This window comes from Aeromonas sp. R6-2, from assembly GCF_040908155.1.
Lineage (GTDB): Bacteria > Pseudomonadota > Gammaproteobacteria > Enterobacterales > Aeromonadaceae > Aeromonas > Aeromonas schubertii.
This window is the reverse complement of the sequence record NZ_JBFODE010000071.1, coordinates 44211-69471: the sequence shown is the minus strand read 5'-3', so window position 1 is coordinate 69471 and position 25261 is coordinate 44211. Positions and strand designations below refer to the sequence as shown.

The 25261-nt window shown below is 56.0% G+C and carries 38 protein-coding genes and 1 other RNA gene; 2 read left to right on the top strand and 37 right to left on the bottom strand.

Going from position 1 to position 25261, the window contains the following annotated elements; translation table 11 throughout:
• Together AB5Y48_RS19040 and AB5Y48_RS19035 are read right to left on the bottom strand one after the other, a co-directional pair.
• Positions 1-527, bottom strand: a 527-nt coding sequence (locus AB5Y48_RS19040; RefSeq protein ID WP_368164716.1) for a DUF6444 domain-containing protein, incomplete at its 3' end; no start/stop codon positions are given.
• Between the two features lie 49 nt (positions 528-576).
• Complete coding sequence (locus AB5Y48_RS19035) at positions 577-837, bottom strand: hypothetical protein (protein WP_368165484.1); 261 nt, start codon at positions 835-837, stop codon at positions 577-579.
• Between the two features lie 163 nt (positions 838-1000).
• Between AB5Y48_RS19035 and AB5Y48_RS19030 the strand changes: the two genes are divergently transcribed.
• Both AB5Y48_RS19030 and AB5Y48_RS19025 read left to right on the top strand, forming a co-directional pair.
• A complete protein-coding gene (locus tag AB5Y48_RS19030) occupies positions 1001-1768 on the top strand; it encodes a DUF4145 domain-containing protein (RefSeq protein ID WP_368165483.1) in 768 nt (255 codons plus the stop codon).
• Between the two features lie 176 nt (positions 1769-1944).
• Positions 1945-2310: a hypothetical protein gene (locus AB5Y48_RS19025; RefSeq protein WP_368165482.1), complete on the top strand. Its 366-nt coding sequence runs from the start codon at positions 1945-1947 to the stop codon at positions 2308-2310.
• Positions 2311-2502: 192 nt separating this feature from the next.
• Here AB5Y48_RS19025 and AB5Y48_RS19020 read toward each other — a convergent pair whose 3' ends face one another.
• From AB5Y48_RS19020 to AB5Y48_RS18850, 35 genes are all read right to left on the bottom strand, one after another.
• Complete coding sequence (locus AB5Y48_RS19020; protein WP_368165481.1) at positions 2503-3204, bottom strand: hypothetical protein; 702 nt, start codon at positions 3202-3204, stop codon at positions 2503-2505.
• 37 nt (positions 3205-3241) lie between these two features.
• The gene (locus tag AB5Y48_RS19015) at positions 3242-3829 is read right to left on the bottom strand and encodes a hypothetical protein (protein WP_368165480.1); all 588 of its coding nucleotides are present in this window, start codon (positions 3827-3829) and stop codon (positions 3242-3244) included.
• A gap of 122 nt (positions 3830-3951) precedes the next feature.
• Entirely contained in the window at positions 3952-4701 is a 750-nt protein-coding gene (locus AB5Y48_RS19010) for a hypothetical protein (protein ID WP_368165479.1), read from the bottom strand.
• A complete protein-coding gene (locus AB5Y48_RS19005) occupies positions 4701-5147 on the bottom strand; it encodes a hypothetical protein (protein WP_368165478.1) in 447 nt (148 codons plus the stop codon). The genes AB5Y48_RS19010 and AB5Y48_RS19005 overlap by 1 nt, the downstream gene beginning before the upstream one ends.
• Positions 5144-5569, bottom strand: coding sequence for a gp436 family protein (locus AB5Y48_RS19000; RefSeq protein ID WP_202003358.1), 426 nt, complete (start codon positions 5567-5569; stop codon positions 5144-5146). The genes AB5Y48_RS19005 and AB5Y48_RS19000 overlap by 4 nt, the downstream gene beginning before the upstream one ends.
• A gap of 1 nt (position 5570) precedes the next feature.
• The gene (locus AB5Y48_RS18995) at positions 5571-5942 is read right to left on the bottom strand and encodes a Rho termination factor N-terminal domain-containing protein (RefSeq protein ID WP_368165477.1); all 372 of its coding nucleotides are present in this window, start codon (positions 5940-5942) and stop codon (positions 5571-5573) included.
• A gap of 178 nt (positions 5943-6120) precedes the next feature.
• Positions 6121-7029 (bottom strand): Mu-like prophage major head subunit gpT family protein, encoded by a 909-nt coding sequence (locus AB5Y48_RS18990; RefSeq protein ID WP_368165476.1) that lies wholly within the window; start codon positions 7027-7029, stop codon positions 6121-6123.
• 44 nt (positions 7030-7073) lie between these two features.
• Positions 7074-8222 (bottom strand): phage protease, encoded by a 1149-nt coding sequence (locus AB5Y48_RS18985; protein ID WP_368165475.1) that lies wholly within the window; start codon positions 8220-8222, stop codon positions 7074-7076.
• Positions 8223-8445: 223 nt separating this feature from the next.
• Positions 8446-8892, bottom strand: a complete 447-nt coding sequence (locus AB5Y48_RS18980) for a phage virion morphogenesis protein (RefSeq protein ID WP_236340553.1) — start codon at positions 8890-8892, stop codon at positions 8446-8448.
• Positions 8892-9098: a hypothetical protein gene (locus tag AB5Y48_RS18975; RefSeq protein WP_139730136.1), complete on the bottom strand. Its 207-nt coding sequence runs from the start codon at positions 9096-9098 to the stop codon at positions 8892-8894. Before AB5Y48_RS18975 ends, AB5Y48_RS18980 begins: the two co-directional genes overlap by 1 nt.
• Positions 9095-10570, bottom strand: a complete 1476-nt coding sequence (locus AB5Y48_RS18970) for a phage minor head protein (RefSeq protein WP_368165474.1) — start codon at positions 10568-10570, stop codon at positions 9095-9097. Before AB5Y48_RS18970 ends, AB5Y48_RS18975 begins: the two co-directional genes overlap by 4 nt.
• Positions 10570-12147 carry a DUF935 domain-containing protein gene (locus AB5Y48_RS18965; RefSeq protein ID WP_368165473.1) on the bottom strand — a complete coding sequence of 526 codons (1578 nt, stop codon included), beginning with the start codon at positions 12145-12147 and terminating at the stop codon, positions 10570-10572. Before AB5Y48_RS18965 ends, AB5Y48_RS18970 begins: the two co-directional genes overlap by 1 nt.
• Complete coding sequence (locus AB5Y48_RS18960; RefSeq protein ID WP_368165472.1) at positions 12147-13715, bottom strand: terminase family protein; 1569 nt, start codon at positions 13713-13715, stop codon at positions 12147-12149. The genes AB5Y48_RS18965 and AB5Y48_RS18960 overlap by 1 nt, the downstream gene beginning before the upstream one ends.
• Positions 13715-14290, bottom strand: coding sequence for a DUF3486 family protein (locus AB5Y48_RS18955; RefSeq protein ID WP_005353368.1), 576 nt, complete (start codon positions 14288-14290; stop codon positions 13715-13717). The genes AB5Y48_RS18960 and AB5Y48_RS18955 overlap by 1 nt, the downstream gene beginning before the upstream one ends.
• 2 nt (positions 14291-14292) lie before the next feature.
• Positions 14293-14589 carry a hypothetical protein gene (locus AB5Y48_RS18950; protein ID WP_005345917.1) on the bottom strand — a complete coding sequence of 99 codons (297 nt, stop codon included), beginning with the start codon at positions 14587-14589 and terminating at the stop codon, positions 14293-14295.
• Positions 14586-14900 carry a DUF2730 family protein gene (locus tag AB5Y48_RS18945; protein ID WP_005345918.1) on the bottom strand — a complete coding sequence of 105 codons (315 nt, stop codon included), beginning with the start codon at positions 14898-14900 and terminating at the stop codon, positions 14586-14588. Before AB5Y48_RS18945 ends, AB5Y48_RS18950 begins: the two co-directional genes overlap by 4 nt.
• Positions 14881-15108, bottom strand: coding sequence for a TraR/DksA C4-type zinc finger protein (locus AB5Y48_RS18940; RefSeq protein WP_265760151.1), 228 nt, complete (start codon positions 15106-15108; stop codon positions 14881-14883). The genes AB5Y48_RS18945 and AB5Y48_RS18940 overlap by 20 nt, the downstream gene beginning before the upstream one ends.
• A gap of 10 nt (positions 15109-15118) precedes the next feature.
• Positions 15119-15340: a hypothetical protein gene (locus AB5Y48_RS18935; protein ID WP_058059549.1), complete on the bottom strand. Its 222-nt coding sequence runs from the start codon at positions 15338-15340 to the stop codon at positions 15119-15121.
• Complete coding sequence (locus tag AB5Y48_RS18930; protein ID WP_227096309.1) at positions 15333-15635, bottom strand: hypothetical protein; 303 nt, start codon at positions 15633-15635, stop codon at positions 15333-15335. The genes AB5Y48_RS18935 and AB5Y48_RS18930 overlap by 8 nt, the downstream gene beginning before the upstream one ends.
• On the bottom strand, positions 15632-16207 hold the full coding sequence (locus AB5Y48_RS18925; RefSeq protein ID WP_368165471.1) for a glycoside hydrolase family 108 protein: 576 nt from the start codon (positions 16205-16207) through the stop codon (positions 15632-15634). The genes AB5Y48_RS18930 and AB5Y48_RS18925 overlap by 4 nt, the downstream gene beginning before the upstream one ends.
• Positions 16208-16285: 78 nt before the next feature.
• On the bottom strand, positions 16286-17395 hold the full coding sequence (locus AB5Y48_RS18920; RefSeq protein ID WP_201978097.1) for an ImmA/IrrE family metallo-endopeptidase: 1110 nt from the start codon (positions 17393-17395) through the stop codon (positions 16286-16288).
• Positions 17382-18005 (bottom strand): hypothetical protein, encoded by a 624-nt coding sequence (locus AB5Y48_RS18915; protein WP_368165470.1) that lies wholly within the window; start codon positions 18003-18005, stop codon positions 17382-17384. Before AB5Y48_RS18915 ends, AB5Y48_RS18920 begins: the two co-directional genes overlap by 14 nt.
• Before the next feature lie 38 nt (positions 18006-18043).
• Positions 18044-18514, bottom strand: coding sequence for a Mor transcription activator family protein (locus AB5Y48_RS18910; protein WP_368165469.1), 471 nt, complete (start codon positions 18512-18514; stop codon positions 18044-18046).
• Positions 18504-19130 (bottom strand): gp16 family protein, encoded by a 627-nt coding sequence (locus AB5Y48_RS18905; protein ID WP_368165468.1) that lies wholly within the window; start codon positions 19128-19130, stop codon positions 18504-18506. Before AB5Y48_RS18905 ends, AB5Y48_RS18910 begins: the two co-directional genes overlap by 11 nt.
• Entirely contained in the window at positions 19127-19297 is a 171-nt protein-coding gene (locus tag AB5Y48_RS18900; protein ID WP_368165467.1) for a hypothetical protein, read from the bottom strand. The genes AB5Y48_RS18905 and AB5Y48_RS18900 overlap by 4 nt, the downstream gene beginning before the upstream one ends.
• Positions 19284-19520, bottom strand: a complete 237-nt coding sequence (locus AB5Y48_RS18895; RefSeq protein ID WP_201978105.1) for a hypothetical protein — start codon at positions 19518-19520, stop codon at positions 19284-19286. Before AB5Y48_RS18895 ends, AB5Y48_RS18900 begins: the two co-directional genes overlap by 14 nt.
• Before the next feature lie 40 nt (positions 19521-19560).
• An RNA gene (locus AB5Y48_RS18890) (hammerhead ribozyme type II) lies at positions 19561-19630 on the bottom strand.
• Positions 19631-19637: 7 nt separating this feature from the next.
• Positions 19638-19832 (bottom strand): hypothetical protein, encoded by a 195-nt coding sequence (locus tag AB5Y48_RS18885; RefSeq protein WP_182932662.1) that lies wholly within the window; start codon positions 19830-19832, stop codon positions 19638-19640.
• Positions 19833-19846: 14 nt separating this feature from the next.
• Positions 19847-20467, bottom strand: coding sequence for a DUF3164 family protein (locus AB5Y48_RS18880; RefSeq protein ID WP_201978106.1), 621 nt, complete (start codon positions 20465-20467; stop codon positions 19847-19849).
• A 10-nt stretch (positions 20468-20477) separates the two neighbouring features.
• Positions 20478-20657, bottom strand: coding sequence for a hypothetical protein (locus tag AB5Y48_RS18875; RefSeq protein ID WP_111900137.1), 180 nt, complete (start codon positions 20655-20657; stop codon positions 20478-20480).
• Positions 20658-20668: 11 nt separating this feature from the next.
• The gene (locus AB5Y48_RS18870) at positions 20669-20911 is read right to left on the bottom strand and encodes a hypothetical protein (protein WP_016350110.1); all 243 of its coding nucleotides are present in this window, start codon (positions 20909-20911) and stop codon (positions 20669-20671) included.
• A 64-nt stretch (positions 20912-20975) separates the two neighbouring features.
• Positions 20976-21527: a transcriptional regulator gene (locus tag AB5Y48_RS18865; protein WP_016350109.1), complete on the bottom strand. Its 552-nt coding sequence runs from the start codon at positions 21525-21527 to the stop codon at positions 20976-20978.
• Complete coding sequence (locus AB5Y48_RS18860) at positions 21511-22143, bottom strand: hypothetical protein (protein ID WP_016350108.1); 633 nt, start codon at positions 22141-22143, stop codon at positions 21511-21513. Before AB5Y48_RS18860 ends, AB5Y48_RS18865 begins: the two co-directional genes overlap by 17 nt.
• Before the next feature lie 48 nt (positions 22144-22191).
• Positions 22192-22914, bottom strand: a complete 723-nt coding sequence (locus AB5Y48_RS18855) for an AAA family ATPase (RefSeq protein ID WP_016350107.1) — start codon at positions 22912-22914, stop codon at positions 22192-22194.
• A 43-nt stretch (positions 22915-22957) separates the two neighbouring features.
• A complete protein-coding gene (locus tag AB5Y48_RS18850) occupies positions 22958-25171 on the bottom strand; it encodes a DNA-binding protein (RefSeq protein WP_368165466.1) in 2214 nt (737 codons plus the stop codon).
• Positions 25172-25261: the final 90 nt, after the last annotated feature.

Below are 25261 nucleotides of genomic sequence, written 5' to 3'. Positions count from 1 at the left end.
CTCTGATGGAACTGACCACTTTGCAGCGCGATATAGCTGAGCAGATTCGGGCCCATCTGGGTGTCGCTGACCGCATCAGGCAGCCCGGCCTCGACGGTGTGAATGCACCGGGTACAGGTGGCGCGAAACAGTTGATGCTCGGTAACGAAGTAGCTCACTTCTGGCAACTCAAACACCTGATGCGCTCGATAAGGTTTGTCATGCGCCAACACCTTGCCACCACAGCAGGGACACTCCGGTGGCGGGTAGTAAGCCTCCACGGATAGACGGGCATCGTGCGCATGGCGCATCCGCCGCTGCCCCTTGTGGCCAGGCTGTGCACCGCGTTTTTTACCGGAGGCCGGACGCAGCCTGGCCGGTGGTGCGCTGCCAGGGCCATCACTGGAGGGCGGCTTGGAGGAGTTGCCGCTGTGTTGATTGAGGCGGTCCTCCAACTCGGTGATACGGTCCAGAAGCTTGTATATCAGCTCGTGGGCCTGCTCGAGAGTCAAGGATGGCACTGCCGGTGTTGACTGTTTTTTTGTCATGCCAGCGAGCATGCAACACGGGCGGGATCATGCAACAGGCTGATGGCGATCAAGAGACGATCGTCTCTTTTTTCCTGTCAACCCACCCTTGGTGAACGGTTACAGCTTTGGAGTCATTGAACTGCTGGATCAGTGTCTGCTGGCGGCTTAACGATTCGAGGGTTTCAGCCAGCTGCGCCGTTTCGGCGGCCGTCTCGTCCGAGATCGGGCCCAGCTCCTGCACCTCACCCGCCAAGGCGGCCAGGTCTTCCCGACCAGTGACCTTGGCCGCCAGCTCCAGGGCAAGTTTGAGGGTGGTTGAGGTGGACATGGGGCATTCCGAGCAGATTCAGATTGCCCCATGGTAAAGGGATGGCAGAGCGAGTGGATTTATGGTGAATTACTGAGGTATCGCGCAGGAGTCAATTCGAGAGCCTCCAATTACGCTGCGCTAACCCCACTTACGGCTTTAAACATATGCGGATATAGGACAGATGATAGATCGCTCGTTATATAAATATAATTTCACTGAAACTCACACCCCAGACTGGATGTGTCCCACATGCAAAAAAGGGATCCTTCGTATTATTGATGACTCCTTTAAAAAATTTGAGACACGAGACTCTTTAAGGAATCGCAGTCACCCTACATGGGATCCTTCCGGCGTAGAGTATATTTACTCATGCGTACTCCGGTGCAACAACGAACGCTGTCAGGACATTGTTGCCAATACAGGCGCAGGAAGTGCTGACATAGATGGTTTCTATAATGAGCAAGGACAACCAGAGCAGGAGTGGATAGATCACTTCCAACCAACATTTTTTGAGCCACCGCTTGCAATCATTGACATCCCAGCAAATTGCCCTGCTGAGGTTGCAGAACCACTACAAGAGTCGTTTCGTCTATTTTTCTGCTCGCCAGCATCTGCAGGCAACAATGTCAGAATGGCTATGGAGTCACTCTTAACTCAACTTGGCGTACCCATTCAGATCACCACACCCAAGATCCGGCGTCCAACATTATATGAGCGCATTCAACTCCTTTCGGATGAGTATTCCGAATTTAAAACTCTATTCGACGCCATTAGACTGTTTGGCAACGATGGTAGCCATCCAGACAGCAAGATCACTCGCCATGATGTAATGGATGCTTACGATCTCATAGAACACGTACTGCAAGTGCTTTATAAACCTGCTCCCAAACTACCCACAGACATTGTGGAAAAAATGGCCAAAAGGTTTGATCCGAAGTCGGGTAGCTAACTCAGCTAAACACTTCGCAAGCGGACGTTGGTTGTGAATAAAAGAAAACGGCGGGTCTCCCCGCCGTTTCTATGTTCCCACCCCTTATACCGTCACTGGTCGATCCACATAGAAGGGGGCGGTCTCGCCATCCACTGCCAGCAGTTCTCCCCTCCTGCTCGATCACTGACAACCCAATGGACTGTCATTTCTTACAGTGGCAAGTGAGCTTGTTCGGTCAAGACTTAGATTTACTTGAGTCGAAAGGTATGGGCTTAATGCATCAATTTGGCGTCTGGCATGAAGGGGGACACCACACCATACAAGGGCTGCCGATCCTGAAACATCTACTGCGTACACTCCATGGCGATGTGATGGTGCGTTATGTCTGCCGTGCCGATACGCCTTGCACCCTGTTCCTGACCATCAAAGATGGTGTGCCATACCAGAAATTTAAGGAAGGCACTCCGCCGCTTGATTGGCAGTGGCTAGAGCAATCCATCCTGCCCCTTTCAGCCTCATCTCAACCACTGGTCATGATGAAGCGGCTGGCGCTACGCTAAAACCAAGATCACCCCACTTACTAACATAAACAACTCCTCCACTCGCTCCAAATCCAAAACAAGTTTTAAGACGTGTACATAGGGCATCTCCGAAAATTCAGATATGCCCTTTGTGAATATGGTAAAAACGGAAAATCTTAATCAACTTAGAGAAACATATCACTGAGAGACTGTGAACAGTCTACACTACGTTCATAAATCACAAATAGGTATTAAATCCTTATTCATAGCGTTCCAATGCGAAAGCGGATCTATCTCTCCTTCCTCAACCATATTTATCAATAGACTATAGCGAACTGCATCAAGACCATTTATTCTAGTGTCCAACCCTAGTTTCTCTCGAATAACATACTCTTGCCAAACAATTGAACACTTAATTAAGTCAATCAACCAGTCATTTTCTTTCACTACTTGGAAATCTTCAAAATCAGCTCTGACATATTTTAGGCCATTAATGTAAAACATAAAACAATCTGCTTGAAGTGATAGATACATCTTCATCATTTCTATACTATTAACCTCCTCGGGGATTTTATATTCAGTATCACGTAACACATCACCTGCATATACAGTTAATTCACCAGATACAAAACCTGAGCCACCTTTAAAATAAACCCTGATTTTTTCAGAATCAAAAGACAACGTAGAAAACAATGAATACTGAAGAATCCTCTCTACTATCAGCCCTCTTAACTTCAGGAGTGGATTTGACGATGAATATACTTCAGATATTTCCTCCAACAGTTTATTTCTAAGCCTTTCCTTTTGACTTGCGAGTTGCGGGCATTGAGAAAAAAATTCATCACAATGACACATAACCGCCTTGCCAACAGGACTATTTACCCATCTCACAGCATAAACCCATTCCCGTACACGCTTTATCAAACCAAACATTTGTCACCTCTGCCAATGCGAAAAAATTATTTTATTGTCAATCAACAGTTATTAACCTTATCTTATCAAACTCTTTTCTATACAATCTAACCAGATTGCAAAATAAATTTGGCAATCTGGTTTCACTTTTGTACGACTCACGTTCAAATATCCTATCCTCAACTTCATGCATCCCATCAAGTATGTAATACTGAAGTGATGATGCAAAAGTAAATATATATCTATCTTCGTTTACGTCGACCATCTCAAATATATTTTTAAACTTTTCAAAACCTTCATAATCGCTTATTGATTCGCCATCAAACCCATTAAGTAATGTAATGTATGCGTTTGATACCTGTTTATATTTTTCAATATTTAAATCCAGTACAAACTCATGTTCCTTGATCATTTCTTGCACTGAGTCTGTGTATCTTCTTTCTCCTGCCAATTCATGAAGCAATGACAAATAACCATTTTTAGCTTCTTCGACTGTCCTATATGATAGAAAGTCAAACTCTCTACTCGCATTACAAATATTACGTTCATAATCAAATATGAATTTTCTTTCTTTTTTATTCTGTCTCGCTTTAAAAAAATCATAAACAAACCACAACAAGAAAATTGTTACCCACCAGAAGCTCATCACTTTTCCTTAAAAAACAGCTTTATTTACAATATGTACAATATACACCTGAATCCCAGATGAGAATATACTATCTATTAAAATGAAAACGGCGGGTCTCCCCGCCGTTCTACAATCAAACATCACACGGTGACCGGCCGATCCACATAGAAGGGAGCGGTCTCGCCATCCACGGCCAGCAACTCTCCCTCCAGCTCAATCTCGATGGGCTTGTCGCTCATAAAGTCCACCGCCTTCTTGGGGGACAAGCTGGCGCGGGGCACCGTCAATTTGATGGCCTCGCCACTGACGATACTGCGGCCATCGAGCAGCAGCCGCGCCTTGATCTCCGGCTGGATGTTGCCTGCGATGCGGGTACCGGTCACCGCATTATAGGTACCGCTGATCGTCAGGGTGCCGCCATCGGCTACCGAGCTACCTTTCACCGCCCGCACCAGCCCGAGTGCATAGTTAACCTCGATATCGGTACCCACCACCAGCGCCGTGGCCCCTTCCTTGATGGCCAGACCGGTTGCGGCAATATTGCTTTTGCCGAGCGGAGCCCACTTCGGCCAAGCGGGCAGAACGACTGGCAGATCAGTCAGCGTCCCGGCCCCCTGATTGATGGGGCTCTCCAGACCCATAAAGGCGGCGGCCAGCAACACGGGCGGGATCTCGGTAGTCTTGATGGTGACCATGGCAGGCTTGGGAATGTGGTAGTTCTCCCGCGCCTGACCATACTGCCCCTTGCGCTTGCTGGGAATGGAGATCTTCTGGCTGTCGGGTTTCACCTCCAGGCTATCCACATCGATGGGGCCAATCACCCCGGCCGAGAGCCCGTTCACAAAGGTCTCGATAAAGAGATCCCCTTCCAGGTGCAGTGTTTCACTCATTATCGCTCTCCTTTAAATTTCACTCGGGTAGTAAAGGCAAGCGGCAAATAAGCCGCACCGCCGCTGTAACTGGGTTTAACCGGTGGGGTAACCCGGCGAAAGGTACTGTCACCACATGCTCGCCCACTGACGGCCTGCAGGATGCGGGCAAGCCACACTCCGGCACTGACCTCCCTGGGGCTGGCACGATGCACCAGCACCAACAACCAGAGCTGATCAAAACTGCTGGCTCGGCCTGACTGAGTGCCTTCGCTCTCACGTTCGCCCTGATAGACCACATGCACCGCCGGGCTGTGCTGGCCCAGATTGGCGATGGCCGCCACATCGGTGGCCACAAACACCTCCTTGAGCCCCACAGGTTTGAGGGGGGTCAGTAGCTCACGCAGCCGCTCGCCCGCCTGCAGGTAGTCGAGTTCGGTGCCAGACGGGTTGGCGGGTTGGCTCATAGAAAGCCCCCCTTGTCGCGCCCCTGACTCCGGCCAAAGACGCGCCCATCCGACTGCAGTTGAGCCAGATTCTGGCTCTCCAGGGTGGCACCATCAGATGCCAACCCCAGCGCCAGCTCCCCCTTGCCAACCGATTTCAGAAAGGCCAGGGCAGCCTCGTTGCGCTTGGCTATCTGCTCCGGTGCCTGTTCACCATAGAGACGGTGACGGGCGATATCGGCGCAGATAGGTACCAGGGCACTCGGGATATGGGCCAGCGGCAAGGGATAGCGACCCGCCAGATAGCCATCGATCAAGGCACCTGCATCCTGCAGGGCGATGGTGATGGCCCCCTGATCCAGCTCACCGGTCGGCGTCATGGCCAGGCGCAGCAACTCGGCCTCGCCAAAGCGGATCACCATGTCATTGACGCTGGCATACATATCACTGCTCTCCGTTCTGGCCAGATGGCTGCTCATCCTTGACCGGGTATTGCACGTCGGTCGCCGCGATCGCCGTCACCAGTTCGGCCTTCTTGAGCTTGGCCGCCTCCGGGATACCCCTCTGCAGTGCCAGCTCGCGCAGTTCATCGACCTTCATCTCGGCCAGCGGCGTGACCTTGCCCGTCTGGGTGGCGTCACTATTCTGGGTGGCAACACCGGCCAGATAGCCCGAACCGGTCAGGACGCCCAGTGTTGCGTCCAGATCCCCAGGCGCCGATGGTGCATCACCTGCCTGAAGGCTGGCGTCTTCAGCCAACCTGACGACCACCAGACGCGGGTCGTTCTCCAGGGTCGCGCACTGTTCAGGCGACACAGCCATCTCAGACTTGCCCGGTGCAATCGGCAGGCCAGCGCGAAAATAGACCTGACGAACTGTTGACGTAATCCCCACTCGAATAGCCAGTTCCATCTCTTGTTCCATCTCATGTTGTCCTCGTCGAATCTGATAGAGAGGCTGTTTAAACCGAGGGTTAAACAGCCACTACGCAGGGTTAGAGGTAGTCAGCCACCACCAGCTCCAACTTGCCTTTCAGCTCGTTACTACTGCTGTTTGCCAGCTCTCGCTCCAGCATCTGAGTCGCCAGCTTCTCAAGGGAGGGCGGTACCACCAGCAGAGTGGCCTTCACGCCGAGCTTGCGGCCGCCATCGGCTTGAAACTCCCGCATTTTGGAGAAGGAATCCCACAGGTTGTCGGGGGTCAGCGCCCGCTTGTTGGCAAAGGCCAGTTGCCAGAAGCCAAAGCCTGCGGCATCACGGCAATCGACCCCGTAACGGAACTCCTTGCGGGTAAACACCGCCTCGTCATCAATCTTGGTCATGGCAATCAACTGCGGCGACTTGCGATCCTGGAAGATGACCGGCTTGAGGGCGCGGCTGGTATCGAGCAAGAACCAGGGCTCCCCCTGATAACCGGCATCCACCACCACGTTGGCGCTCAAAACAGGGGTACCGGTGCCATCGGCCTTGGGATAGACAGGGTGATCGGTGTCGAAGAAATACTGACCGTCATAGCAAGGCGTGGTGAAGCCAGCGCCCAGCAGGCCAAAGCAGAGCTCGTCGGGGTGGATCCCTGCCGCCAGACCCATCTCTTGAAACAGGGGGGCATAGATACCCAGCTCGTCATCTTCGATATCGTTGCGATCGACCGCCACGGTGGCCTCGAAGTCTTCGTTGACGATCTGGTAACCGTGCGCCTTCATCGACTCGATCACCCGATCACCGACCCACTTGCGCAGACTGGGGAACTTGCCCAACCAGCCATAGGTGTTGGACTTGGTGGTCGATTTGATCACGGTGGCGATCTTGGTGTACTGGGCAGGCGCTTCACTCTTGGCGTCTTCAAAGTTCTTCTTGAAGCCGGTGAAGAGGGACTGCAACAGCGCGGGTGTAATCATGGCCATACGGGTGTTCCTTCTCTGGATAAATGGCGTGGTAGGGTCTGCGCTTAAGCCTGCTTGGCCTTGGCAAACTCCTCGTGGCTGATACCGAGCTGGTCGGCGGCATACTTGTCATCCGCCGAGAGCACCGCATCCCCCTTCTTCTCGGGCAGGGTCACCTGAGTGGTCTGGCTGGCGGACAGTGCGGCAATCGCCGGACGGGGATCCAGCAACGCCTTAAGGGCAGCTACCCCTTTCTGGGCGGCATAGGCGGTCAAATACTCTTCTTCGGCGGCCACCACCTTGCCCTGGGTACGGGCTTCCTTGATCAGGGTTGCGGCATCCGTGGTTTCCACCTTGGCGCTTAAACTCGCTACCTGGTCAACCAGGGCGTTATAGGTCGCCACCGGAACGTACTTGGCCAGGTCAATCTGGCCACCCTGTTGCACCGGTTGGGCTTTGAGAGCAGCCAGGGCGGCTTCAGCGCTGGCGGTTTTGCCTGCCGCGCTTTGCAGGGTATCGAGGGCCATCAGCGCAGCCTGCCCCTGTTCGACGGTGAGCTCGCTGCCCTCTTCTACCTGAATGCCCAGCTTGGCCAGCAGGGCGAGCATTGCCTCGTTCATGGGTATCTCCTTGGTTACAGTGGCCAACTGGCCGGATTGATTGGTCTTGGGAGGTAAAGCACTGAGAGCTGCCAGAGCCTGCATACCTACCACACCGGGATCATTGGTGATGGCGGCCATCCGCAGTTCCAGCGGGCGGCCCTGGGCGTCATAGGGAAAGACGGCAGAAAGGAATCGGTACTCTTTGGCGGCCACCATGGCAGCCGCACGATCCGTCCAGCGCGGTTTGATAAAGAGGCCCTGCCCCTCGCGCCATTCGATCTCCTCACCGTTGAACCAACCGGCTGCCGGGGCCTCCTTGCCAGTCTTTTCGATATGGAGGGTCTGGTGGTCGTAGTCGATCAGGATGTCTTGCCCGAGCGCTTTGGCTCGATTGATTAGGGTGGTGGCGATGCTCTTGTCGAGCTGCCAGTGACCACCAGGAACATCAAAGGGGCGGCCATCGCGGGCCTTGAACGGGCCGACCGGCAGCAACTGGTACCAACCGTCGTCGCTCGGGCCAAGGGCTGCATCGAGCACGGCCAACCCCAGGGCGGTTGGTCTTGCATTCAAGATGGCCACGGCAATGGCGGAACTGGTGGCAGATAGGGGCATCACTCTCACTCCGGCTGGTCACAGCAAACCTCATTGCGGCCAGTGTCATCGAACTGAGAATTGGGTGGGGTTTATGGTGGGTTACTGCATCACGGGATGGATCGGAGGGTAAGCTGGGGGGCGGCGATACTGTTTAATGGTGTTTAAACTCCATTTTCCTGACCTATTCAGAGGGTAGACATGCCATCGTAGCCGCAAGGGGGCAACAGAGGCGCCCAGAAGCTCACGGAGCCTCGATGACCAAATATCCCTCCAGAGTCTCCAGCACGCTCTGTTTATCCCCTTCTGACAGCCCCAGAACACGGCGCTCTGGCAGGTTGATCTCTGGGCGCCCGAACTGGTGGGCAGCACCGTATACCATGGGCGTACCAAAGTAGAGGGCCTGGGGATCAACCTGATAGTCGAGGGTATCGCGCAGATCGTCGTTCAGACGCAGTATCTCATCAGCATGACGCGGCTTGCGGGCACGGTACTTCTCCGAGAGCGGGGCCCAGGGCTCACCTTCCGGGTTCTCTTGGGCATCCCAGCGATCCCGGTGTGACAGCATCAGCCCTTCGCCAATATCGGCCAGCGGCTCACTGAGATCACCGGTTTGCTGGTAGAGCTTGGCCAGCAGTTCGTGGGCATCGGCCACCCCATGGTGGCTGATGGCAATAAAGCTACCGGCCATCAAGCATCGTCCTCAATGGTGGTCATATAATGCAACGCTTCCTCATCCGCGTTGGCCATTGCGGCTTCCCACATCTCGCCAATCAGGGAAAGCTCTTCCCCATTGGCTTTAGCCTCCAACTGCTCCAGTTGATGAACATCGGCCAAGGTGAACGGCCCCTCCTTATCGAAGAGATTCAAAGCTTGCTGCAATAGTGGCTCAGTCATCGTTTTTCTCCTTTGGTGGCAGCCTTGGCAGCCTGTTCAATCATGGCTTGCACCGCTTTGGCCAGCTCGGGGTAGTGGGCCACCATCGTTTCTCTGGCCAGCATCCAGGCTGCAAAGGCCTCGGCGGCCGCTTCTTTGCCATTCGCACCGGCATATTGAGTGAGTAATCCCATCCCGGTCACATCTGGTTCACCGGCCCAGAAATGAACCTGGTGGCCAAGCTCATGCAACCAAGTGGAGATCCGCTGTGCGGACTCCCCCAAGCGACCGCCCACGCAGGCTGACACGCTAAAGTGACGGCGCAGGGCCTCACCGCTGATACCCTTTGGCCACCACTCACGAGGGCCTCGGTTCTCCTTGGCCGATGCGATCACTTCTCCAGCCGCCGCTTGCACTGCCTGTATATCAACCGCTTTTATAGTATCAGTCGCCTTGACCTTGATAACTAGGTGATCCCAACTCTTGCTGGTAAAGCCATTGGTGCGTGCGGCGGTTCGGTGGTAATAGAGCGAGCGTATCGAGTAGGCATCGTGACCAAGGTATTCGGCGATGGCCGGGGCAACCTTGAGTCCTGCCGCGCCCTTCCCCATCTCGGTCTGCTTGATAAACAGGGTTTTGACCGGATGCGCCTTGAGGAACGCCGCCAATGGTTCGCGCTGGGGGGCTGGCAACTTGACCAGCAGATCACTCAGCCCCTGGGCGGTGACACCTTTGACACTGGAGAAAGCGCTCTCCACTATCCGCTCTGGCAGGCGCTCGGCCAACGCAGGCTTGGCCGCTTCGCGCTTGGTCACCACCTTGGTCAGGTCGGCCGGAGTCTGGGGCCGATAATCAAAGCCGGGGTCGATACCTCTGGGGATCTTGTGCAACTCCCCGGTGGCCTTGTCCACCCACTCATATTCGCCATCGTCCGGGGCCTTGCCGACCACCAAGCCGCGCCGCTTGAGGTCTGCCTCGGAGAGCAGGAACTTCTTGCACTTGCAGCCATAGCCATTGCTGGGGCTGTGCGTCTCCCACCAGGGGTGATCAACCGGCAGCACCAGGTTGTTCCACTTGAGGTGCAACTCCCTGGGGTGCTCGGAGTCCCCATGACGATAGAGCGCATAGGGGCGTTTGTGCTTGATACGCTGGATCTGTTCCTCACGCCCGGCGTTATAGCTCTGGCGCAGGTTGGTCTCGAAGATGACGCGGGAGCGCCACGACGCCGGGCCGGTATGCTCCCAACCGTGGCGGGCCACAATCTCCTTGAACGCCTTCTGAAAAGCCCCGATTGATTGCCCTTCACTGATCGCCTTGTCTACCGCCCCGCGCAGGTCAGCCAGCAGATCGGTCTTGGTGGCCCCCGCCACCATAAAGGCGCGGTTATGGGCATCGCGCCACACATCGGCCCAGCGTTCGCTTGGCATATCGAGCTTCTGGCGAAAGAAGGCGATCGCCTCGGCAAAGGGCAAGGAACCATAGCGAACGGGCATCAGCGGCCCTCCTCCATCTCAAGCATACCGAGCAGCTCGCTGGCGGCGATGGCTTGCGCCATCAGCGCCCCCAGCTCGTCATGGCTGAGCTCTGGTTCCAGCGCCAACAAGCCATCCCGGATCTCTTCCAGGGTAGTGGCCTGCATCACCAGCGCCTGGACAGCATCGGTCATCCCAGCCAGCAGAGGGGCCGCCTCGGCCTGCAGCCGGGCCAACTGGGCATCGTTGTTATCCCCCTTGTCGGCCTCACCTTTGCTTGCAGCCAGCGCGGCCAGTCCCTTTGCTTTAAGCGCGGCCTCTCCCTGCCCGGCCTGCTTGTCCACGATGATCAGTACCTCTTCCCCCTCTTTGGGGGCCGGGATCTGCAACTTATCCCGTACCCACTGCGCCGGGATCTGCATTCCCATCCCCACCAGGGCCCGCAGTGGATAGGCCAAATCGCGCATATCCTCCGGCTCGGTCACATCAAACTCCAACCGGGGGCAGCGGCGCGGCCCCTGGTAGCTCTTGCCGTTCAGGGCATAGAGCGGATAGACCAGATCGCGGCTCAGGGTAGCGGCCAGCTGACGCAGGTCGGCATCCCGTACCTCCTGGCGCACCTCGTTATGGACATTGCCCAGGGCATTGGTCGAGCTCTTGCCATCGGCCTGTGAGGTCAAGGTGCCCCCCAGAATAGCCTTGCTCATGGAGCGCTCGCACCAATCCATCATCACCACAAAGGGATCAGCCTGACCACTGGCGGCGTTCTGGAACTCAATCTCCATCCCGCGCGGAATAATGCCCCCGGCGTTATGACCGATGGAGAGCACCGCCTGCAGCAGGGTGGCCTTCTCTTTCTCGGTCGCTCCTTCCGGGTATTTCCCCAGCCGCACCGGCAGGCCGTAGATCTCCAGAAACTCGGCGAGATCCCGCACACTGTAGTTCTTGAACAGGAACGGCCAGACCAGAGTGCGGACAAGGCCGGTGCGGGCCAGATACCCCGATTTGGACTTGGCCTTGTGCAGCAGCCAGCCAAACGGGTTGAGAGCAACCCCTTCCTGGCTGCCGTCTCGCAAGCGCAGCTGATTGCGATCGTCCGGGTGGGTCTGGAACCAGGCAGGATCACGCCAGATGATACCCTTGGGGATTTGCAGCCCCTCGACCATCTCCCAGCCGCTGAACTCCTGGGCACTGAACCCCTTGAGGATCCCGTCGGTGGCGTCAAAGATGGCATCATCCAACCAGGTGAAGTCCTCCAGCAGCTCCCGGATAAGCTCAGCATCACGCTTCTCGGCCGGGGTGGCGTTGCGGGGTGGCTCGATTGTCCAGCTCACCCCAAGCAGGGCACGGCGGCGTTTGCCGAGCTCGCTCTGCAGGTGGGCATCCTTCTCCTCCATATCTTCGGCCAGCTCGCACTGGGCGATCAGGCCCCCTTCCTCGGCCTCTTTCAGTGCAGCAGCCGCTTTGCCTGGGGTCAGCCCGATGGTCGGATGATCGCTGTAGTGACGGCGCAGCTGGGCCAACTTGGCATCGTTCTCGGTCTGCGGCTCTTTTTCCAGGCTCATGGCTTTGCCATGGATATCAATGATCCTGCCCATTACCAGGCTCCTCGCTCATATCGGTGATAGTCATCGTTGTTGTCGCTGCCATGGTCATCACGTTTACCTGGTAGTGGGATGAACTCGATGGCCCCCCCCTCCATCCAACTGGCCCGCACCGCCATGGCCAGGGCCACTGCAAAATCACCGTGGCGCTGTTGGCCCCCTTGACCAGTGTTCTTGCCCTTGTCGATCTTGGGGATGCCATTGATGACCTGGATTTTCCCCAAGTCATCCTGCACGTCCGCATGGCGCGGGATGGTCAGGTTGCCATCCTCAAACTCTGCTTTGAGCTTGGGCATCCACTCCCGATACCAGGGGTCATTGAGCATCACACACTCGATCATGCTGGCGCCCCAGCGCAGTCTGGCAGCCTCTGCCAGATAGCCGCCGTTACCGGTGGCATCAAAGGCCGCCGCCGTGAAACGGTGCAGCCCAATCAGCAGGTAGAACAGGATCTGGCGCTGGCTCTCATAGGGGGCATTGACCAGCTCCACCACAAAGGGCACCCGTTTGTGCAAGTTGGTGGATATAGAGAGCGGCACGAATACCGACAAGTCTCCCTTGCGGGCGAAGTCCTCTCCCAGCACATGGCGGCAACTGCGATCGAGCGTATCCAGACAGGGCTTGAGGTTCTCCTCGCACCAGATATCCCCCAGCACCTTGCGGGCCTCCTCGCTCTGCAGCTCGAAGTCTTTGGGGGCGGTAAAGCGCAGGATGGGGATATCCGGTTGCATCGCTCGCTCGATCAGGGTGCGCTTGATATAGACGCCGCTGCTCTGCTTAGGTACGCAGAAATACTCCTCAAGTGCATCCTCTTCGGTGGCGGTGGCCTTGAGCAGCCCCGCCTTCCAGGCGTCCTCTGCTTCCTGTGTCCAAAGGCCGCCCTTGACTTGGCAGATCCGGCGATAGAGACCCTGGCGGCAAGCATCGTCCAAGCTGATGGTATGGATGGAATACGCTTTGCGGCCCGCTCGGCTGTCGTTGATGAGCTGGTTAAACAGGTTATCGACGCCGTTATGGGTACTGATCAACCGCACCTTGGCGCCCCACATGGTCAGCGCCATGGCGGCCTTCAACACCTCGGCCAGTCGGTCGTGGAAAGCAGCCTCGTCGATGGTCACATTGCCCTGCATCCCCCGCAGGTTGGAGGGGTTGCTGGAAAGCGCCTGCACCTTGAAGCCCGAGGCGAAATAGACCACGAAGGTGAGGATCGCCTTATCCTCGTCGTCGGTGAACACCTCCTCCAGGATCTCACCGGCCGCCTTGTTGTACGCCTTGGCCCACATCGCCACCGCATCGATAAACTCGCGGGCCATCTCCTTGTTGCTGCCTACATAGAAGTGGTGGCCCCCCCCAGCCGTCTTGGTCTTGGCGGCCGTCAGGGCCGCGTCAGCGGCCTCTGCCCAGGTGATACCGGTACGGCGGCTCTTCTCGGCAATCTTGAGCGGGCTATCGTCGGCAATCCAGATCCGTTGGTACGGCAGCAACACCTCGTCGGGGTTGTATTCGGTACCCAAGGTCTGGGCCAACTGTTGGGCGATAGGGGTCTGAGCAATGGCGGTCATCAGGCAATCCCTAGGATTTCGCGGCGTATCTCGGCGGCGGCTTCACCGCTCAAGCCCGCCTGGGTCACGATGGCTTCGGTCTTGGCGGCGATCTCTTCGGCAAATGCCTGGCGGATCTCCTTCTCCCGCTTATGACTCTGCATCGCGGTCGATTCGAGCCGCTGGGCTGCCAGCATGGCGTTTTTCAGCATGTCGATATCCACCGCCTCCTCCGGGTTCTGCACCTGAGCCAGCATCGCCTTGAACAACTGGGAACGGCCCAGCTCCAGAATGAGTTTGGTGGTCTCCCCCATCGGCTTGTCGCCAAGCTGGGAGGTCAAGGCGGCCGTGGTTTCTCGCAAATCCCGCAGGTGCTGGCCGACCTGTTCAACCTGGCTGGCATGACGGCTTAACCCGGAGCGGGAGAGCTTGAGATCATCGGGCAACCCCGCCTCCTCGATCAGGCCGTTGATCTCATCCAGGATGGCGGCCTGACTGTTGCCCTTGTCCCGCAGCATCTCGTTGAGCGCGTTGCGGATAGACTCAGGTAGCAGCCACACCTTGCTGGCGCGGCCTCGGGTCGGTTTATCGGCCATGGTCAATCCTCCGCCCTGGGCTTCTTAACGCCGGGCACCGTTGCACGGCCCTCTGCCGCGTCCTGCCCCCGACCGGTCAGGTGAGCCACCTGCACAGTGGCCAGTCGCTCGATGCGTACCAGCCCCTGCTCTTCCAGCCAGGCCAGCAGGGTCTTCACCCGATCCCGCGTCACCCGGCCGGTACCCAGCTGGTCGAGACAGTCATTGAGGATTGACTCGTTGGCGGCACCACCGATATCCAGCAGGGAGCGCAGGATCACCAGCCGCTGCTGGGCGTCCAATATTTGTTGAATGCTCATGGCTTCTCCTTCTGCACGGCGGCAAGCTCATTTTCCAACAGCAGATCGGCAAGGCGACGGGCTTGGCGCAACTCCGGCTTCACCTCCCGCAACTCCCCCCGCAACTCGCTGATCTCCAACTGCAGCTTGTGCAGCTCACGCTCGCTCGGCAGATCAGCCAGTACCTGCTCCACCCGCTGCACTCTCTGCACCAAGGCAGTGAGGTCTTCGCGCTTGGCGTAGGTCTTGGAGAGCAAGATGATGACCACCAGCCCAACCAAACTGGCCAATGCATAAAGAGGCCCCCAGTTCTTAACGATGAAATCCCACACGGGTCGCCTCCTTGCGCTCATACAGGGTCTGGCACTCGATACAGCGCTCGGCACCAGGCTCGGCTGCAAGGCGGGAGGTCGGGATGGCTTCGTCACAATCGCAGCAGATACCATCGCCGTGTGGCCTTGTCCTGTTCTGGTGGGCTTCGATAATGCGCCCAGTCCGATCGGCATCGGCCTGCTGGGCGCGGTCTATGAGGTTTGTCACATGACCTCTCTTACTTGACGGTATGAGTCGCCTTGATGCGGCCCCAGATGGCGAGCAGGCCACCTACCGCACTGGCCAGATCCACCAGGGTGGATGCCAAGCTGGCTTGGGTACCCGCATCGACCGGCACACCGAACAGACCCGCAATACCGGCCCCCACGGCAATCACACCACCGATCACGGTGCGGCTTTTGAAGGCAGACTTCGCTTGAGGTAACAGGGAATCAGGCATGATGTACTTCCTTTTGTTGAGGTTGGGAATGACGGGCACGGGCCCGCAGGCGATCCAGTTCGGTCACCGAACGCCACCCTTTCTCAAAGAGGGATTGACGGGTCTGGTGGTGGCTATAGAGCGGGATCGCCTTCGGGTCAGCGATCTGATTGGCCAAAGCTGCCTTGAGATGGGCTTTGCGCCCATCCTTGAAGCAAGCGAGATAGCGGGGGTTCTTGAGTTCAGGGATGCCAAAGCAGCCCGCAGCCTGGATCGCGGCCGCCGCCTTCTGTTGCTTGATGGTCAGCACGCTCATGCCACCACCTCACCAACCACGTCGGAAAGGAGGTAGCTCTGCAGACGCAGCAGCCGGTTGATCCAGCCATCGGCATTGGCCCACTGACTCGGGTCTTTGCGCACAATGCCGTGCATGAAGCAGGCCCGCTGCATCATCAGAGCCAGCAACAACTGGCCCTCGCCCTTGGCGCCCAGTTGCTGCTTGAGCCTGCCAATCGACACTGGGCCAAGGCGACCATCTGCCATCCCCCCCAAGACCTGCTGCAGCTGTTGGATGGCGCGTTTCGGCCCGTGATGCACCGCAGCATCAAACACGGCGATAGAGAGTGCCGGGCTTAAGCTGGCAATCAGGTCACAGCGGGCGGGTACCCAGTAGTTCTGGCGGTAAAAGGGCTCGGTATGGGCCGGAGTCAGATCACCGATAGCGATATCGGGTACCCCATCCCGATCGAGGTCGGCCATGCCGTCCTTCTTGCCATCGGCGGCATCGGCAATGCCGTACTTGGTATGACCACCACGGTCGGCGGGATGGTTGACTTCGCCCCCTTCCACATCGGGACGAAGCAGCCATTTAAGTGCGAGTGATAACATAAAGGCCCCTCGGTGAACTGCGTTATCAGCAGCGTACCGAGGGGCCTCTATGGCATGGGTTTATGGTGGGTTAGAGTATTAACCAACCAATTTCAATGAAGCTTTGACCATGAATTTGGGATGTTTAAGATCAAATAGTTTCCTAACTGAGTCCTCCGTCACACCTATGGATGAGAGCATTGCGAGCCATTCTCTATATGGCAGGATCTCAATCGCCCTATTGAGTAGCGTAGGAGCTTCTGTTGGTATTAATTCATCACCCGGTTCGTCTCTTGTATACCCTCTAGTGTTCAAATACATAAAACCACTTCTTGCTTTCTCTGGCGTGATCAACCCCAAAGAGGAAGCACGATATATAATGGCCTTGAGACTAACCTTCCAGCGTTTTTTGAACTCAACTAATTTAACCCAATCCAGCTGGCTTCCCCTAAGCGCAGGAAACTCCTTCGAAAAGGAGGTTCGAGGCATCAAGAAGGCACTTGCAAAACGATTGGCCTGATCTTCTGTAACAGCATCACCAGTAGTCACACCATCGTGCAAGACTAGATGCCCTAACTCGTGAGCAATATCAAACCTGAAACGACACACACTTTTTTTTGCAACATTTCGGATAATAAATGGCCGCTGGTGTGGCACTGAAAAAGCATCGACTTTTTCATCAACCCCCTGAATCGTGGTAACAACTATTCCAAGCTGCTCAACAAGATTGACCATAGATGATATAGGCCCGAGTCCCAGCCCCCACTCTCTACGACAATGCTCAGCTATTTTTTCAACATTGGCATTGTCCATTCTCAATGAAGGGACATCAGGAATCGCGACTTCAGGAAAAACGACTTCCTGCTCAACTCGTCTAATTATCTCTTCGAATATCTCTGCACGAGCCATGACATTCTTAGTCATAGTCTGCGTACGAGAACGCAGACTACGAAAATGGCACGTTTCAGCCTCAATAGGATACGCTCTTTGTGAGAAAAGAAACTTACGGTCAATGCCCAGATACTGGCAAATAACCTCTAACGCATCTTCTGTAGGTTGCGCCCCCTTCTCATACTTACTGATTAATTGTTTAGTTTTTCCAATAGCAGAGGCTACCTCTTCTAACGAGAAGCCTCCGGCCATACGGGCTATTCTCAGCTTATCGCCACGATATGTCCCGCCATGTTCTTCGATACTAATCTGTTCCATTGCCTTCTTGCTCGTCGCTGCGGCGTCTGAATACAGGCGCAACATCTATATCTTTAGCCTCCGAAAGTTCCTCACTGACAGCAGAAACTGGCGCCAACACTACAAGGCTATCAATACTTTGCATTGCTACGATCGCTTGATACTGGTTAAAACCGACCAAGGCGATCCGCCATGAAGGTGCCAACTCTTCATCATCATGCAGAGGTTCAACCATTACGCGCCATTTTATCTCGGTCTCAGGCTCTGTATCAGCAAAAAGCCGATACTGGTGATACTCTGGTGCATTCATCATCAACCGATGCTTCTTCGACGGTTTCAAGATGCAGTCTTTAGTAAACTGCATCGGCACACCAAAAACAGAAAAAACATAGTCCATCGTCATGGTATGCATCTTGAACCAAGGATACCGCTGCTCAGCATGCATGTTCTTCATGTGCTGCTGAACACGCCCATAGATCCCAGTACCGTCCACCCAAGGAGAATCAAGCTCAGGATGACGACAGTCATAATGTTCAGTAAGAACATATGCAATTTCTCTCAGCAATTTATTAACTACATCTTGGTCGAGAAGAAAGAGCACATGTTCGGGTAGAGGGTACTGATTGTTCATCTTTCACCTTTTCGGTTTTTTTGAGTTTTGTAAACCGATTATCTTCGGGAAATCTCACTTTTGTCAACCCCGCAGCCAAATTCAAACAGTTCTCGTTGTACCCGCCGCAAGGTCAGTTGTCGCTGCTCTGCCACCACCGCATAGGTCTGGGGTACCGAGAGGCTATGTTTGCGAGCAAGCTGGTCGATATTTCGACCGTTGAACTCATCCCAGATAGCTCTATCCCGCAACGCAGCCTTGAGATGCTCCCCGGTGGGGATGTAGTAGGCACGGCCCCCCATGTAATGGGCCTGTACCAGCGCCAACTTGCGGGCCTGAGCCTTGGCCAGCTCCGGCTCCATTCCCCCTCTGACCAACTCGCAGGCCAGCACATCGACCAACTCGGCCAGGGCTTTGGGCCATTTGGCCGTCAGTTCGGTAGTCGGGATCTGATCCAGGCGATCGACAAGCTGCCCCAGCGACTCATGATCATCGGCGAACAAGTCCAGATTCTCAGCGTTAGCGTCCATCATTCATCTCCTCAAACGCCGCAACAACGGCCTGATAACCGGCCACTCGCCCGGACTTCTCATTGGTGGGGACGGTTTTCTCGGCCGCGACAAGGCGGGCAACCAGCTCCCGCTTGTGCCAGTTTTTCAGTGACTCAAGCACCTGGTAAGCCAACCCATCGGTGAGCCAGGCCACCTCTGCCACGCCGATGCCGTTGTTAAGCCGCATCGTTTGCCGCTCAACATAGTGATTCAAGGCCGTCTCACTGCCATCGTGCAGCAGGCCATGGCGGTGCATGGTGATCCATACAGCCCGGATCACGTTTATCTCGGCAGTTTTGGCATGAGCCCCACGGGCCGGGCTTAAACGCTTGCTCTCCCCCGCTTTAACAGCCCCTTTAACAGGGCGTTTAACCTTCGGTTTAAACCCTGCCCCCTTCATGGCCAGCAGCACCTTGTCCAGCTCCGGGATCGTCAACTCGGCCGCCGAACGCTTGCCGCTCTGCTGCTCCAGCAACGCCCGATAGGTCTCCTCATCGAGCCCCAGGGTGCGCCTGCCAACCTGAACCAGACGGATCAAGCGGGTACGATCACCACTCTGCGCAGCATTTGGCTGATTGTTAGATAAGGTGTTCAATTCCCCCTCCCCGTCTTTTTCATCCAGAATTGCCCGGCCGCCATCACATCAGGCCCACTGCGCCACTGAGGGCAATGGCTATCGAGCCACTGCTCTGCTTGCTGCTGGCTCAGGTTGCCAAACTTCATCACGTAGGCCAGCAGTCGTTGCCAGTTAGACATGGCCATGGCTTGCCTCCAGCACTACCGTTCTGGCTTGCTGCAGTTCAGCCACAAGTTGCCAACGCATCTGGCTTGCTTCCCCCGCCAGGGCAAATAGCCCTTGGGCGCGGGCCTCTCGAATAAACTGTTTGAGCTGTTTGCACACAGCCCGTTTTTCAGCTGCCGCCAGTGCAATGGCTGCGGTGCTGAATATCTTGGTAAGCCGAATATCCATCTCTGTTTTAGTCATCGCCGTGCTCCTTTATCGAGGCGGTGAAGACCTGGGCCCAGGTCGGCTGCTCATCAGTGCCCGGCCACCACGCCGGGCAGACAGGGCGGCATGGCCGCCCCGTTTCGCATCGGGCCATTACTCGAACTGCAGTGGCTTCGCCCCTTGATACTCCTCGACATTGAGGGGGGCAGGCCCCAGCCCCAGCGCCCAGAGCAGGGCGGCCTTGATGCCATCCTCATAGGTGTCGTCGGGGTAGCAGGTACCCTCGGTTTCAGTGATCTGCTCACAGAGCTGCAGTTGTTCCTCGGCCATATCCACGTTGATTTCCATCGCGTCTCCCCCTCTTACAACTTGGCCAGATCCAGGCTCATCTGGATGTAACGCCCCTGGGCGTCACGCTCATAGAGCCGCAGATATTGGCTGGTACCGGTCACTTGAATGGCATCGGCGATCGCCTGCATGGCCTGCTCCCAGTCTGCGTCTTCGATGTTGAGCTGGCGCAGGGAGAGCACCTGATTCACGTCGATATGACCGGCTTTGGAAACCCGAAAAGCGTGGTCAACCAGGGCCCGCAGTTTAGGACTGGCGCCATCGCTCCAACGGGCGATGCACTGGTCAATCAGCACCTTGGCAGCCTGGATCCGTTCATCAAATTTGCGGTGCTCCCCCACCGCCCGAATGAGCTTGTAACGACCATCAAAACTGAGCAGGGTCACGTTGCCCTTGGTACCGCCCCACGCCACGCCATACTGCTCGGATGACAGGTCAACAAAGTCGTTGATCTGCTGCATGGCGCTAATCTTGAAGGCGGCCAGCTGCGAACGCTGCTCGCGGGCAGCAGCAATGACGCCCATCACCACTTCATCGCGTAGCTTGTCAGCCGGGGCGATCAGGTTTTCCGGTACCCAGTGCCCTTGGGCGTTCTGGCGCATCGGGGTTGTACTGCTGGTTTGTGCTTCTTGCATGGGCTTCTCCTTAATGGATCTTGTTGCTGCCGGGCATCTGATAACACACGGCGGCAGCCTGCTGTTTCACTGGGCCGAGTACCTGCTCTTCCAGGTGAGTCGCACGGCAAAATTCGAGGAACTTGGGTAATTGGCGCAGCACGACCTTGGCCAGTGCTTCGTCTTCGATATCGAGCTCTATCTTGGCCATCTCCATTCTCCTTATTGGCGCCAGTGCAGCAGGCAGCCGCCAAAGCGCACCAGGGCGACCTCCCGAACCACGCCAGCCAGGCATTCGCGGCTTAATACGGCGCGGGCCTTCATTGCTTGTGGCAGAGGGCCAGTGACGGCCAGCAGCGGGGTGTGGCGCACCTGGCTGGTGCGGACTTCATATCCTCTGGCCGTCAACCAGTGGCTGAGCTGTTCGGCAGTCTTGTGCAAATTGCTGCGCAGATTCTTTTTCATCCCGTTCTCCTTGTGATTCATCACCGGGCCCACTGCTTATTCCGAGCCCAACCCCTGCCAACCGTTATTTGCCTTCTTGCTTATCGAGCAGTCGGTTGTATTTGATACCCATGATTTTCAGTTCTTCCGCCAGCAACTCACTCAGGATGCGCAACGACGAACTGGCATTCTCGCCATCGCTCTTGGCCTGACGACGTAACCTGGAGAGGGTGGCCTCGGCGTCATAGCGAGCCGTTTTCTGTGACCCTTTGCCCTGCTCTACCGATAACCGCATCGGGCGGCGCAGTTGTTGCTCCTCTGTCAATTGGCTATGGGGACAACCTGAGCGGCAAGCCTTCCAGAGCTTGATATCCATCGGGCTGCTACCCACGTCACTGGGGCCACGGCGTTGATGGGCAAGGCACTGGTGAGCCGGGATATCCCCCAGAATGGGACACCTCACCTTGTTGCCCATCAGGGCCCCCTCCACTAAGGTCTGTACCCTTGCCATATCGCCGGGATACTTTTCGTTGCAGACCTGGCTGATGGTGGTGCGAGAAAGCCCAAGCTTCTCTGCCACCTGGGCCAGCGAGCTGGCCGCCACTTCGGCCTGCAATACTTCAAGCCACGTGCCCATGCTCACCCTCCTCAAACTGGAATGGATAAAGCCGCTGCTGGTTCTGATCCCAACAACCGTTTTCTCTTTTCATCGGAGAAAAGCGCCCCGTATCACGGATCAATTGATAGATGTTTGTAAGTCCGTATTTGTCCTGAACAGACAGCCTTGGATTAACCCTGACAGCCAATCTCACATAGCCCGCCAGAACCAATTGATTGGTGTAATGCCAAGCAGTATTGCGGTTGGTATTCGCAGTAATCATCAGGTCAGTCAGAGTAAATCGGCGACTTATCTTCATGGTGTTCCAGAGCTTCTGTTGCACGGTTTTTCGCTTGCTACGACACTTGTTATACCGGCGTTTAACCGTCAGACCTTCGGCATCCAAAGGACGCACACCACTACCCAGTGGGGGCGATATCGTAGGATCCACGACTTGATAAATTCGCTGCCGCCTCTGAGCTTTGGGTGATATGAGTCGGATATATCCACCAGATAGCCAAGCGTTGATAACCCGATACATCTGTTGCTTATTGATCTCGACACCTTTGATAACCTCTTGCACAGAGAAGCTCTCTTGCTGACAGATCCAATTCCAGGCGAACTCTGTTTTGGTTTCGTTTTTTGTCTGAACCACTGGTATCCCTCCCGTGCTCTTTGCTTTTATCGCAGTGCATTAACACCGCTAACGGCTACGGCGCACGTCATGCAGCAAGTCGCTGGCGTCTACATCTTCCAGACGGATGATGTGAGCGTCAGAAGCCATAGCCATCTTCTCGATCTTGTCGAGGGCTGAGACGATGGTACGAACCACCCCGTTGGAACGTTTGCGAATGAGATCCAGCAAGGCATCGTCAATTTCCACGTCCACCTCCAGCATTTCGCTGGCAATCAGGGACACGTCATCGAGATCGGCCGGTTTGAACTCAATCCATTGGGAGATACGGTTAAACAGCTGCTTGCGCTGGCTAATCCGGCGGGCAATCTCTTCCATCCCGACCAGGATCAGGGGTTGTTCGGTGGCATCGTAGATATCGCGCAGGGTCTCCATGATGCGGGCATTACCGACCACGTAATCGGCTTCGTCCACGAAGATGGCCAGCTCTTCGGCCCGTACGGCTTCGACAATGCTATCGACTTGGGCCCGCAGGTTGTGGCGCTGGGGGATGCCGATCTCTTTGGCTATCTGCTCCAGCAGGCTGGTGACGGTATCGGCCTTGTAGCAACGCACATAGATCCCGTTCACTTCGTCCTGGTTGAACAGCCATTCCACGGCGGTGGTCTTGCCAAAGCCGGAGGGGCCGTGGATCAGGCCAATGCCCGGCACTATGCTGGAGCGGTTGAGCAAGTTGTCGAGCAGTTGTTCGGTCTTGATCATGTTTTTGACTTCAACGATCTTGTGTTTCATAGTGTTTATGTCCTTTATCTATGGTTTAAACAGGGCTGTACGCTTAACCTTTTGCCTGGGCATTGCGTGTGGCCCTGATGCTTTCCAGATGCCTGCTAATCCGTTTTGCTGGCAACTTGTGGCTATACAGGTACTTGGTCAGCCACTCCTTCTCCCGCTCGGTCAGCGGGGTATCCAACTCCTTCTCTGCCAAGTAAATTGCCTGCTCATACTCGGTCTTGAGAGCTCTGGACTCTTGCCCTGCCGTTGCTTGCTGGCGGGCAGCTTTCTCTTCTCGCCTGGCCTCAATGGCGGCCAGCTCCGTAGCACTGAACCCGACCGGCACACTGGATGCCGCAACCCCAGTCAGGGCAGCCAGCGCCGGGTTGTCGAGGTTCAGATCCGAGCGCTTGAACTGGGCAACCTCCTTGGCCTGATCGACAAAGTGATTGACCACATCCTGGTGCAGCTGGTCGATGCCAAATGTCTTGGCCACATTGCGCATCTCGCGGCGGAATCGGGCCAGTACCTTGGCATCCTCACGCTTGGCTGCACGGAATGCGTCTGGGCTGATGCCATTTCCGAGCAGATCGGTATTGATGGCCTCCACTCGGTCTCCCCAGTCTCCGGTGCGGTATAAGGTGGCGCGACCCACATCGTTGGGATCGAGAAAGACGCTGACCCGCTGGCTCTTCCAGGTGTGCTCCAATAGCTCCGGGGCGCTATATTTCAGGCCACCGGCCTTAATAAAGCCTTTGGAGACGGTCGCCTCACCGATATGGTTGAGCAGCAGATCCAACGCAGACTCATCGGTGATGGCGCGGCGCTGATAACGGGCACTCTGGTACTTCTCGTTTGGGGTCATCCCCAGTGAGCTGTGCTTTTTGTTGTGGTAGCGGGCATCCAGCCAGTTATCGAGCAGGGTCTGCAGCTCTTGTGCTGTCATCGCCAACTCAAAAATCTCTTTTTCTGCATCCGGTTTGCGCTTCTCTTCCAACCGCTGGGCAAAGCTCTTGCGGGTTTCAATCACCTGTCTGTCAGCCACGCTGTGGCCTATATAGGAGGGCAACAACTCGATAAGGCCGTGGCTCAGGGTGCGGAAAAATCGCTCGATAAAGGGCTTTTCCCAACCCGAATAGGCATTGGATCGGCTGACATTGATATCCAGCAGTGTGCAGATCGACATGACCCGCTGACTCACGTAGTCAGAGCCGTTATCGGTACGCATCACACCGTTGTCATTGAGGGTGCCCCAGGCCAACAGGGTCTTGCGCAGCAACAGGCAGATCCCCTCGCTGGATGAGCTCTTGGCCACCAGCAAACGAACGCGGCGAGTAAACACGTCGATCACCGCGATAATGCTGTGACGGCCATCCACCAACATGGCATCGACCGGGGTGCTGTCGAACTCCCACACATCGTTCGGTTGACCCATCCAGGGGTACATTTCCTCGATGGCAGTGCGGTATTTGTTGTTGTAGGCATCCGGGTTAGTGGCATAGGTAAAGGCCACTTTGTTTTCAGCCAACCACTTAACCATCCAGCGGCGCAGGGATGACTGACTGGGGATATGCCATCCCAGCTTGTTTATCGCGCTGTACTCAGTGGCGAGCTCATGCAGAGCGCCCCACTTATTGGCCAGGTGTGGCTTGGCAGTCACCAATGCGGTAAGGAACTGGGCCAGCTCAGGGCTTTGCTCAACGGTTGAGGGCCGTTCACGCTGATAATTGCCAGCCAGTGCGGCTGGGCCTTCATTGGCCAACGAGCTTTGCCAACGGCGCAGCGTGATCAGGCTAAACGGTTTTTGCCGCTCATAGACACTGGCTGGCAACTGCAGGCTGCGGGTACGGTATGCCTCGATAAAAATCCGGCGTCCCACCTCTCCTTGCTGGCAGGCGTGATAGGGCGTCAGAAAGATATCGGCGGCCTGCAAAATCAGCAGTCTGGCATCTACTTTTTTGCGTGGGGCTTCGCTCAAGGTCAGCAGTTTGCGGCCAGCATCAGGCTTGGCCGGTCTCTCTCGCTCCAGTAACTTGGCCATCGCCTTGCCGCCAGCACTGTGATCGGTCACGGCCTGACCTTGCTGAGCCACAGCCTGCTCTGCCAAATGGCGGCGGGTTTCTGCTGGCAATGAACTGATGTGGAACTCGCTGCCTTTACCTATTTCCCTTGGTCTGGATTTCCAATTTTCTTTGCTCGCTCGGATCCGAATTGCACGATCTGTTGCAGGCAGACCAGGTAAACCGGCCAGTTTAATCGAAGTAAACCACTCACTCATGGTCGTGCTCCTCACCTGACTCGGCCCCTTGCTGGTAACCAATGAACTGATACAGCTCTTTCATGATCCTGTCGGCAAGGGCTCCATCCC

Excerpts from the sequence above, each read along its gene's own strand:
- AB5Y48_RS19035 (WP_368165484.1), bottom strand. The coding sequence starts at position 837 with ATGTCCACCTCAACCACCCTCAAACTTGCCCTGGAGCTGGCGGCCAAG.
- AB5Y48_RS19030 (WP_368165483.1), top strand. The coding sequence starts at position 1,001 with ATGATAGATCGCTCGTTATATAAATATAATTTCACTGAAACTCACACC.
- AB5Y48_RS19025 (WP_368165482.1), top strand. The coding sequence starts at position 1,945 with ATGGACTGTCATTTCTTACAGTGGCAAGTGAGCTTGTTCGGTCAAGAC.
- AB5Y48_RS19020 (WP_368165481.1), bottom strand. The coding sequence starts at position 3,204 with ATGTTTGGTTTGATAAAGCGTGTACGGGAATGGGTTTATGCTGTGAGA.
- AB5Y48_RS19015 (WP_368165480.1), bottom strand. The coding sequence starts at position 3,829 with ATGAGCTTCTGGTGGGTAACAATTTTCTTGTTGTGGTTTGTTTATGAT.
- AB5Y48_RS19010 (WP_368165479.1), bottom strand. The coding sequence starts at position 4,701 with ATGAGTGAAACACTGCACCTGGAAGGGGATCTCTTTATCGAGACCTTT.
- AB5Y48_RS19005 (WP_368165478.1), bottom strand. The coding sequence starts at position 5,147 with ATGAGCCAACCCGCCAACCCGTCTGGCACCGAACTCGACTACCTGCAG.
- AB5Y48_RS19000 (WP_202003358.1), bottom strand. The coding sequence starts at position 5,569 with ATGTATGCCAGCGTCAATGACATGGTGATCCGCTTTGGCGAGGCCGAG.
- AB5Y48_RS18990 (WP_368165476.1), bottom strand. The coding sequence starts at position 7,029 with ATGGCCATGATTACACCCGCGCTGTTGCAGTCCCTCTTCACCGGCTTC.
- AB5Y48_RS18985 (WP_368165475.1), bottom strand. The coding sequence starts at position 8,222 with ATGCCCCTATCTGCCACCAGTTCCGCCATTGCCGTGGCCATCTTGAAT.
- AB5Y48_RS18980 (WP_236340553.1), bottom strand. The coding sequence starts at position 8,892 with ATGGCCGGTAGCTTTATTGCCATCAGCCACCATGGGGTGGCCGATGCC.
- AB5Y48_RS18975 (WP_139730136.1), bottom strand. The coding sequence starts at position 9,098 with ATGACTGAGCCACTATTGCAGCAAGCTTTGAATCTCTTCGATAAGGAG.
- AB5Y48_RS18970 (WP_368165474.1), bottom strand. The coding sequence starts at position 10,570 with ATGCCCGTTCGCTATGGTTCCTTGCCCTTTGCCGAGGCGATCGCCTTC.
- AB5Y48_RS18965 (WP_368165473.1), bottom strand. The coding sequence starts at position 12,147 with ATGGGCAGGATCATTGATATCCATGGCAAAGCCATGAGCCTGGAAAAA.
- AB5Y48_RS18960 (WP_368165472.1), bottom strand. The coding sequence starts at position 13,715 with ATGACCGCCATTGCTCAGACCCCTATCGCCCAACAGTTGGCCCAGACC.
- AB5Y48_RS18955 (WP_005353368.1), bottom strand. The coding sequence starts at position 14,290 with ATGGCCGATAAACCGACCCGAGGCCGCGCCAGCAAGGTGTGGCTGCTA.
- AB5Y48_RS18950 (WP_005345917.1), bottom strand. The coding sequence starts at position 14,589 with ATGAGCATTCAACAAATATTGGACGCCCAGCAGCGGCTGGTGATCCTG.
- AB5Y48_RS18935 (WP_058059549.1), bottom strand. The coding sequence starts at position 15,340 with ATGCCTGATTCCCTGTTACCTCAAGCGAAGTCTGCCTTCAAAAGCCGC.
- AB5Y48_RS18930 (WP_227096309.1), bottom strand. The coding sequence starts at position 15,635 with ATGAGCGTGCTGACCATCAAGCAACAGAAGGCGGCGGCCGCGATCCAG.
- AB5Y48_RS18925 (WP_368165471.1), bottom strand. The coding sequence starts at position 16,207 with ATGTTATCACTCGCACTTAAATGGCTGCTTCGTCCCGATGTGGAAGGG.
- AB5Y48_RS18920 (WP_201978097.1), bottom strand. The coding sequence starts at position 17,395 with ATGGAACAGATTAGTATCGAAGAACATGGCGGGACATATCGTGGCGAT.
- AB5Y48_RS18915 (WP_368165470.1), bottom strand. The coding sequence starts at position 18,005 with ATGAACAATCAGTACCCTCTACCCGAACATGTGCTCTTTCTTCTCGAC.
- AB5Y48_RS18910 (WP_368165469.1), bottom strand. The coding sequence starts at position 18,514 with ATGGACGCTAACGCTGAGAATCTGGACTTGTTCGCCGATGATCATGAG.
- AB5Y48_RS18900 (WP_368165467.1), bottom strand. The coding sequence starts at position 19,297 with ATGGCCATGTCTAACTGGCAACGACTGCTGGCCTACGTGATGAAGTTT.
- AB5Y48_RS18895 (WP_201978105.1), bottom strand. The coding sequence starts at position 19,520 with ATGACTAAAACAGAGATGGATATTCGGCTTACCAAGATATTCAGCACC.
- AB5Y48_RS18885 (WP_182932662.1), bottom strand. The coding sequence starts at position 19,832 with ATGGAAATCAACGTGGATATGGCCGAGGAACAACTGCAGCTCTGTGAG.
- AB5Y48_RS18880 (WP_201978106.1), bottom strand. The coding sequence starts at position 20,467 with ATGCAAGAAGCACAAACCAGCAGTACAACCCCGATGCGCCAGAACGCC.
- AB5Y48_RS18875 (WP_111900137.1), bottom strand. The coding sequence starts at position 20,657 with ATGGCCAAGATAGAGCTCGATATCGAAGACGAAGCACTGGCCAAGGTC.
- AB5Y48_RS18870 (WP_016350110.1), bottom strand. The coding sequence starts at position 20,911 with ATGAAAAAGAATCTGCGCAGCAATTTGCACAAGACTGCCGAACAGCTC.
- AB5Y48_RS18865 (WP_016350109.1), bottom strand. The coding sequence starts at position 21,527 with ATGGGCACGTGGCTTGAAGTATTGCAGGCCGAAGTGGCGGCCAGCTCG.
- AB5Y48_RS18855 (WP_016350107.1), bottom strand. The coding sequence starts at position 22,914 with ATGAAACACAAGATCGTTGAAGTCAAAAACATGATCAAGACCGAACAA.
- AB5Y48_RS18850 (WP_368165466.1), bottom strand. The coding sequence starts at position 25,171 with ATGAGTGAGTGGTTTACTTCGATTAAACTGGCCGGTTTACCTGGTCTG.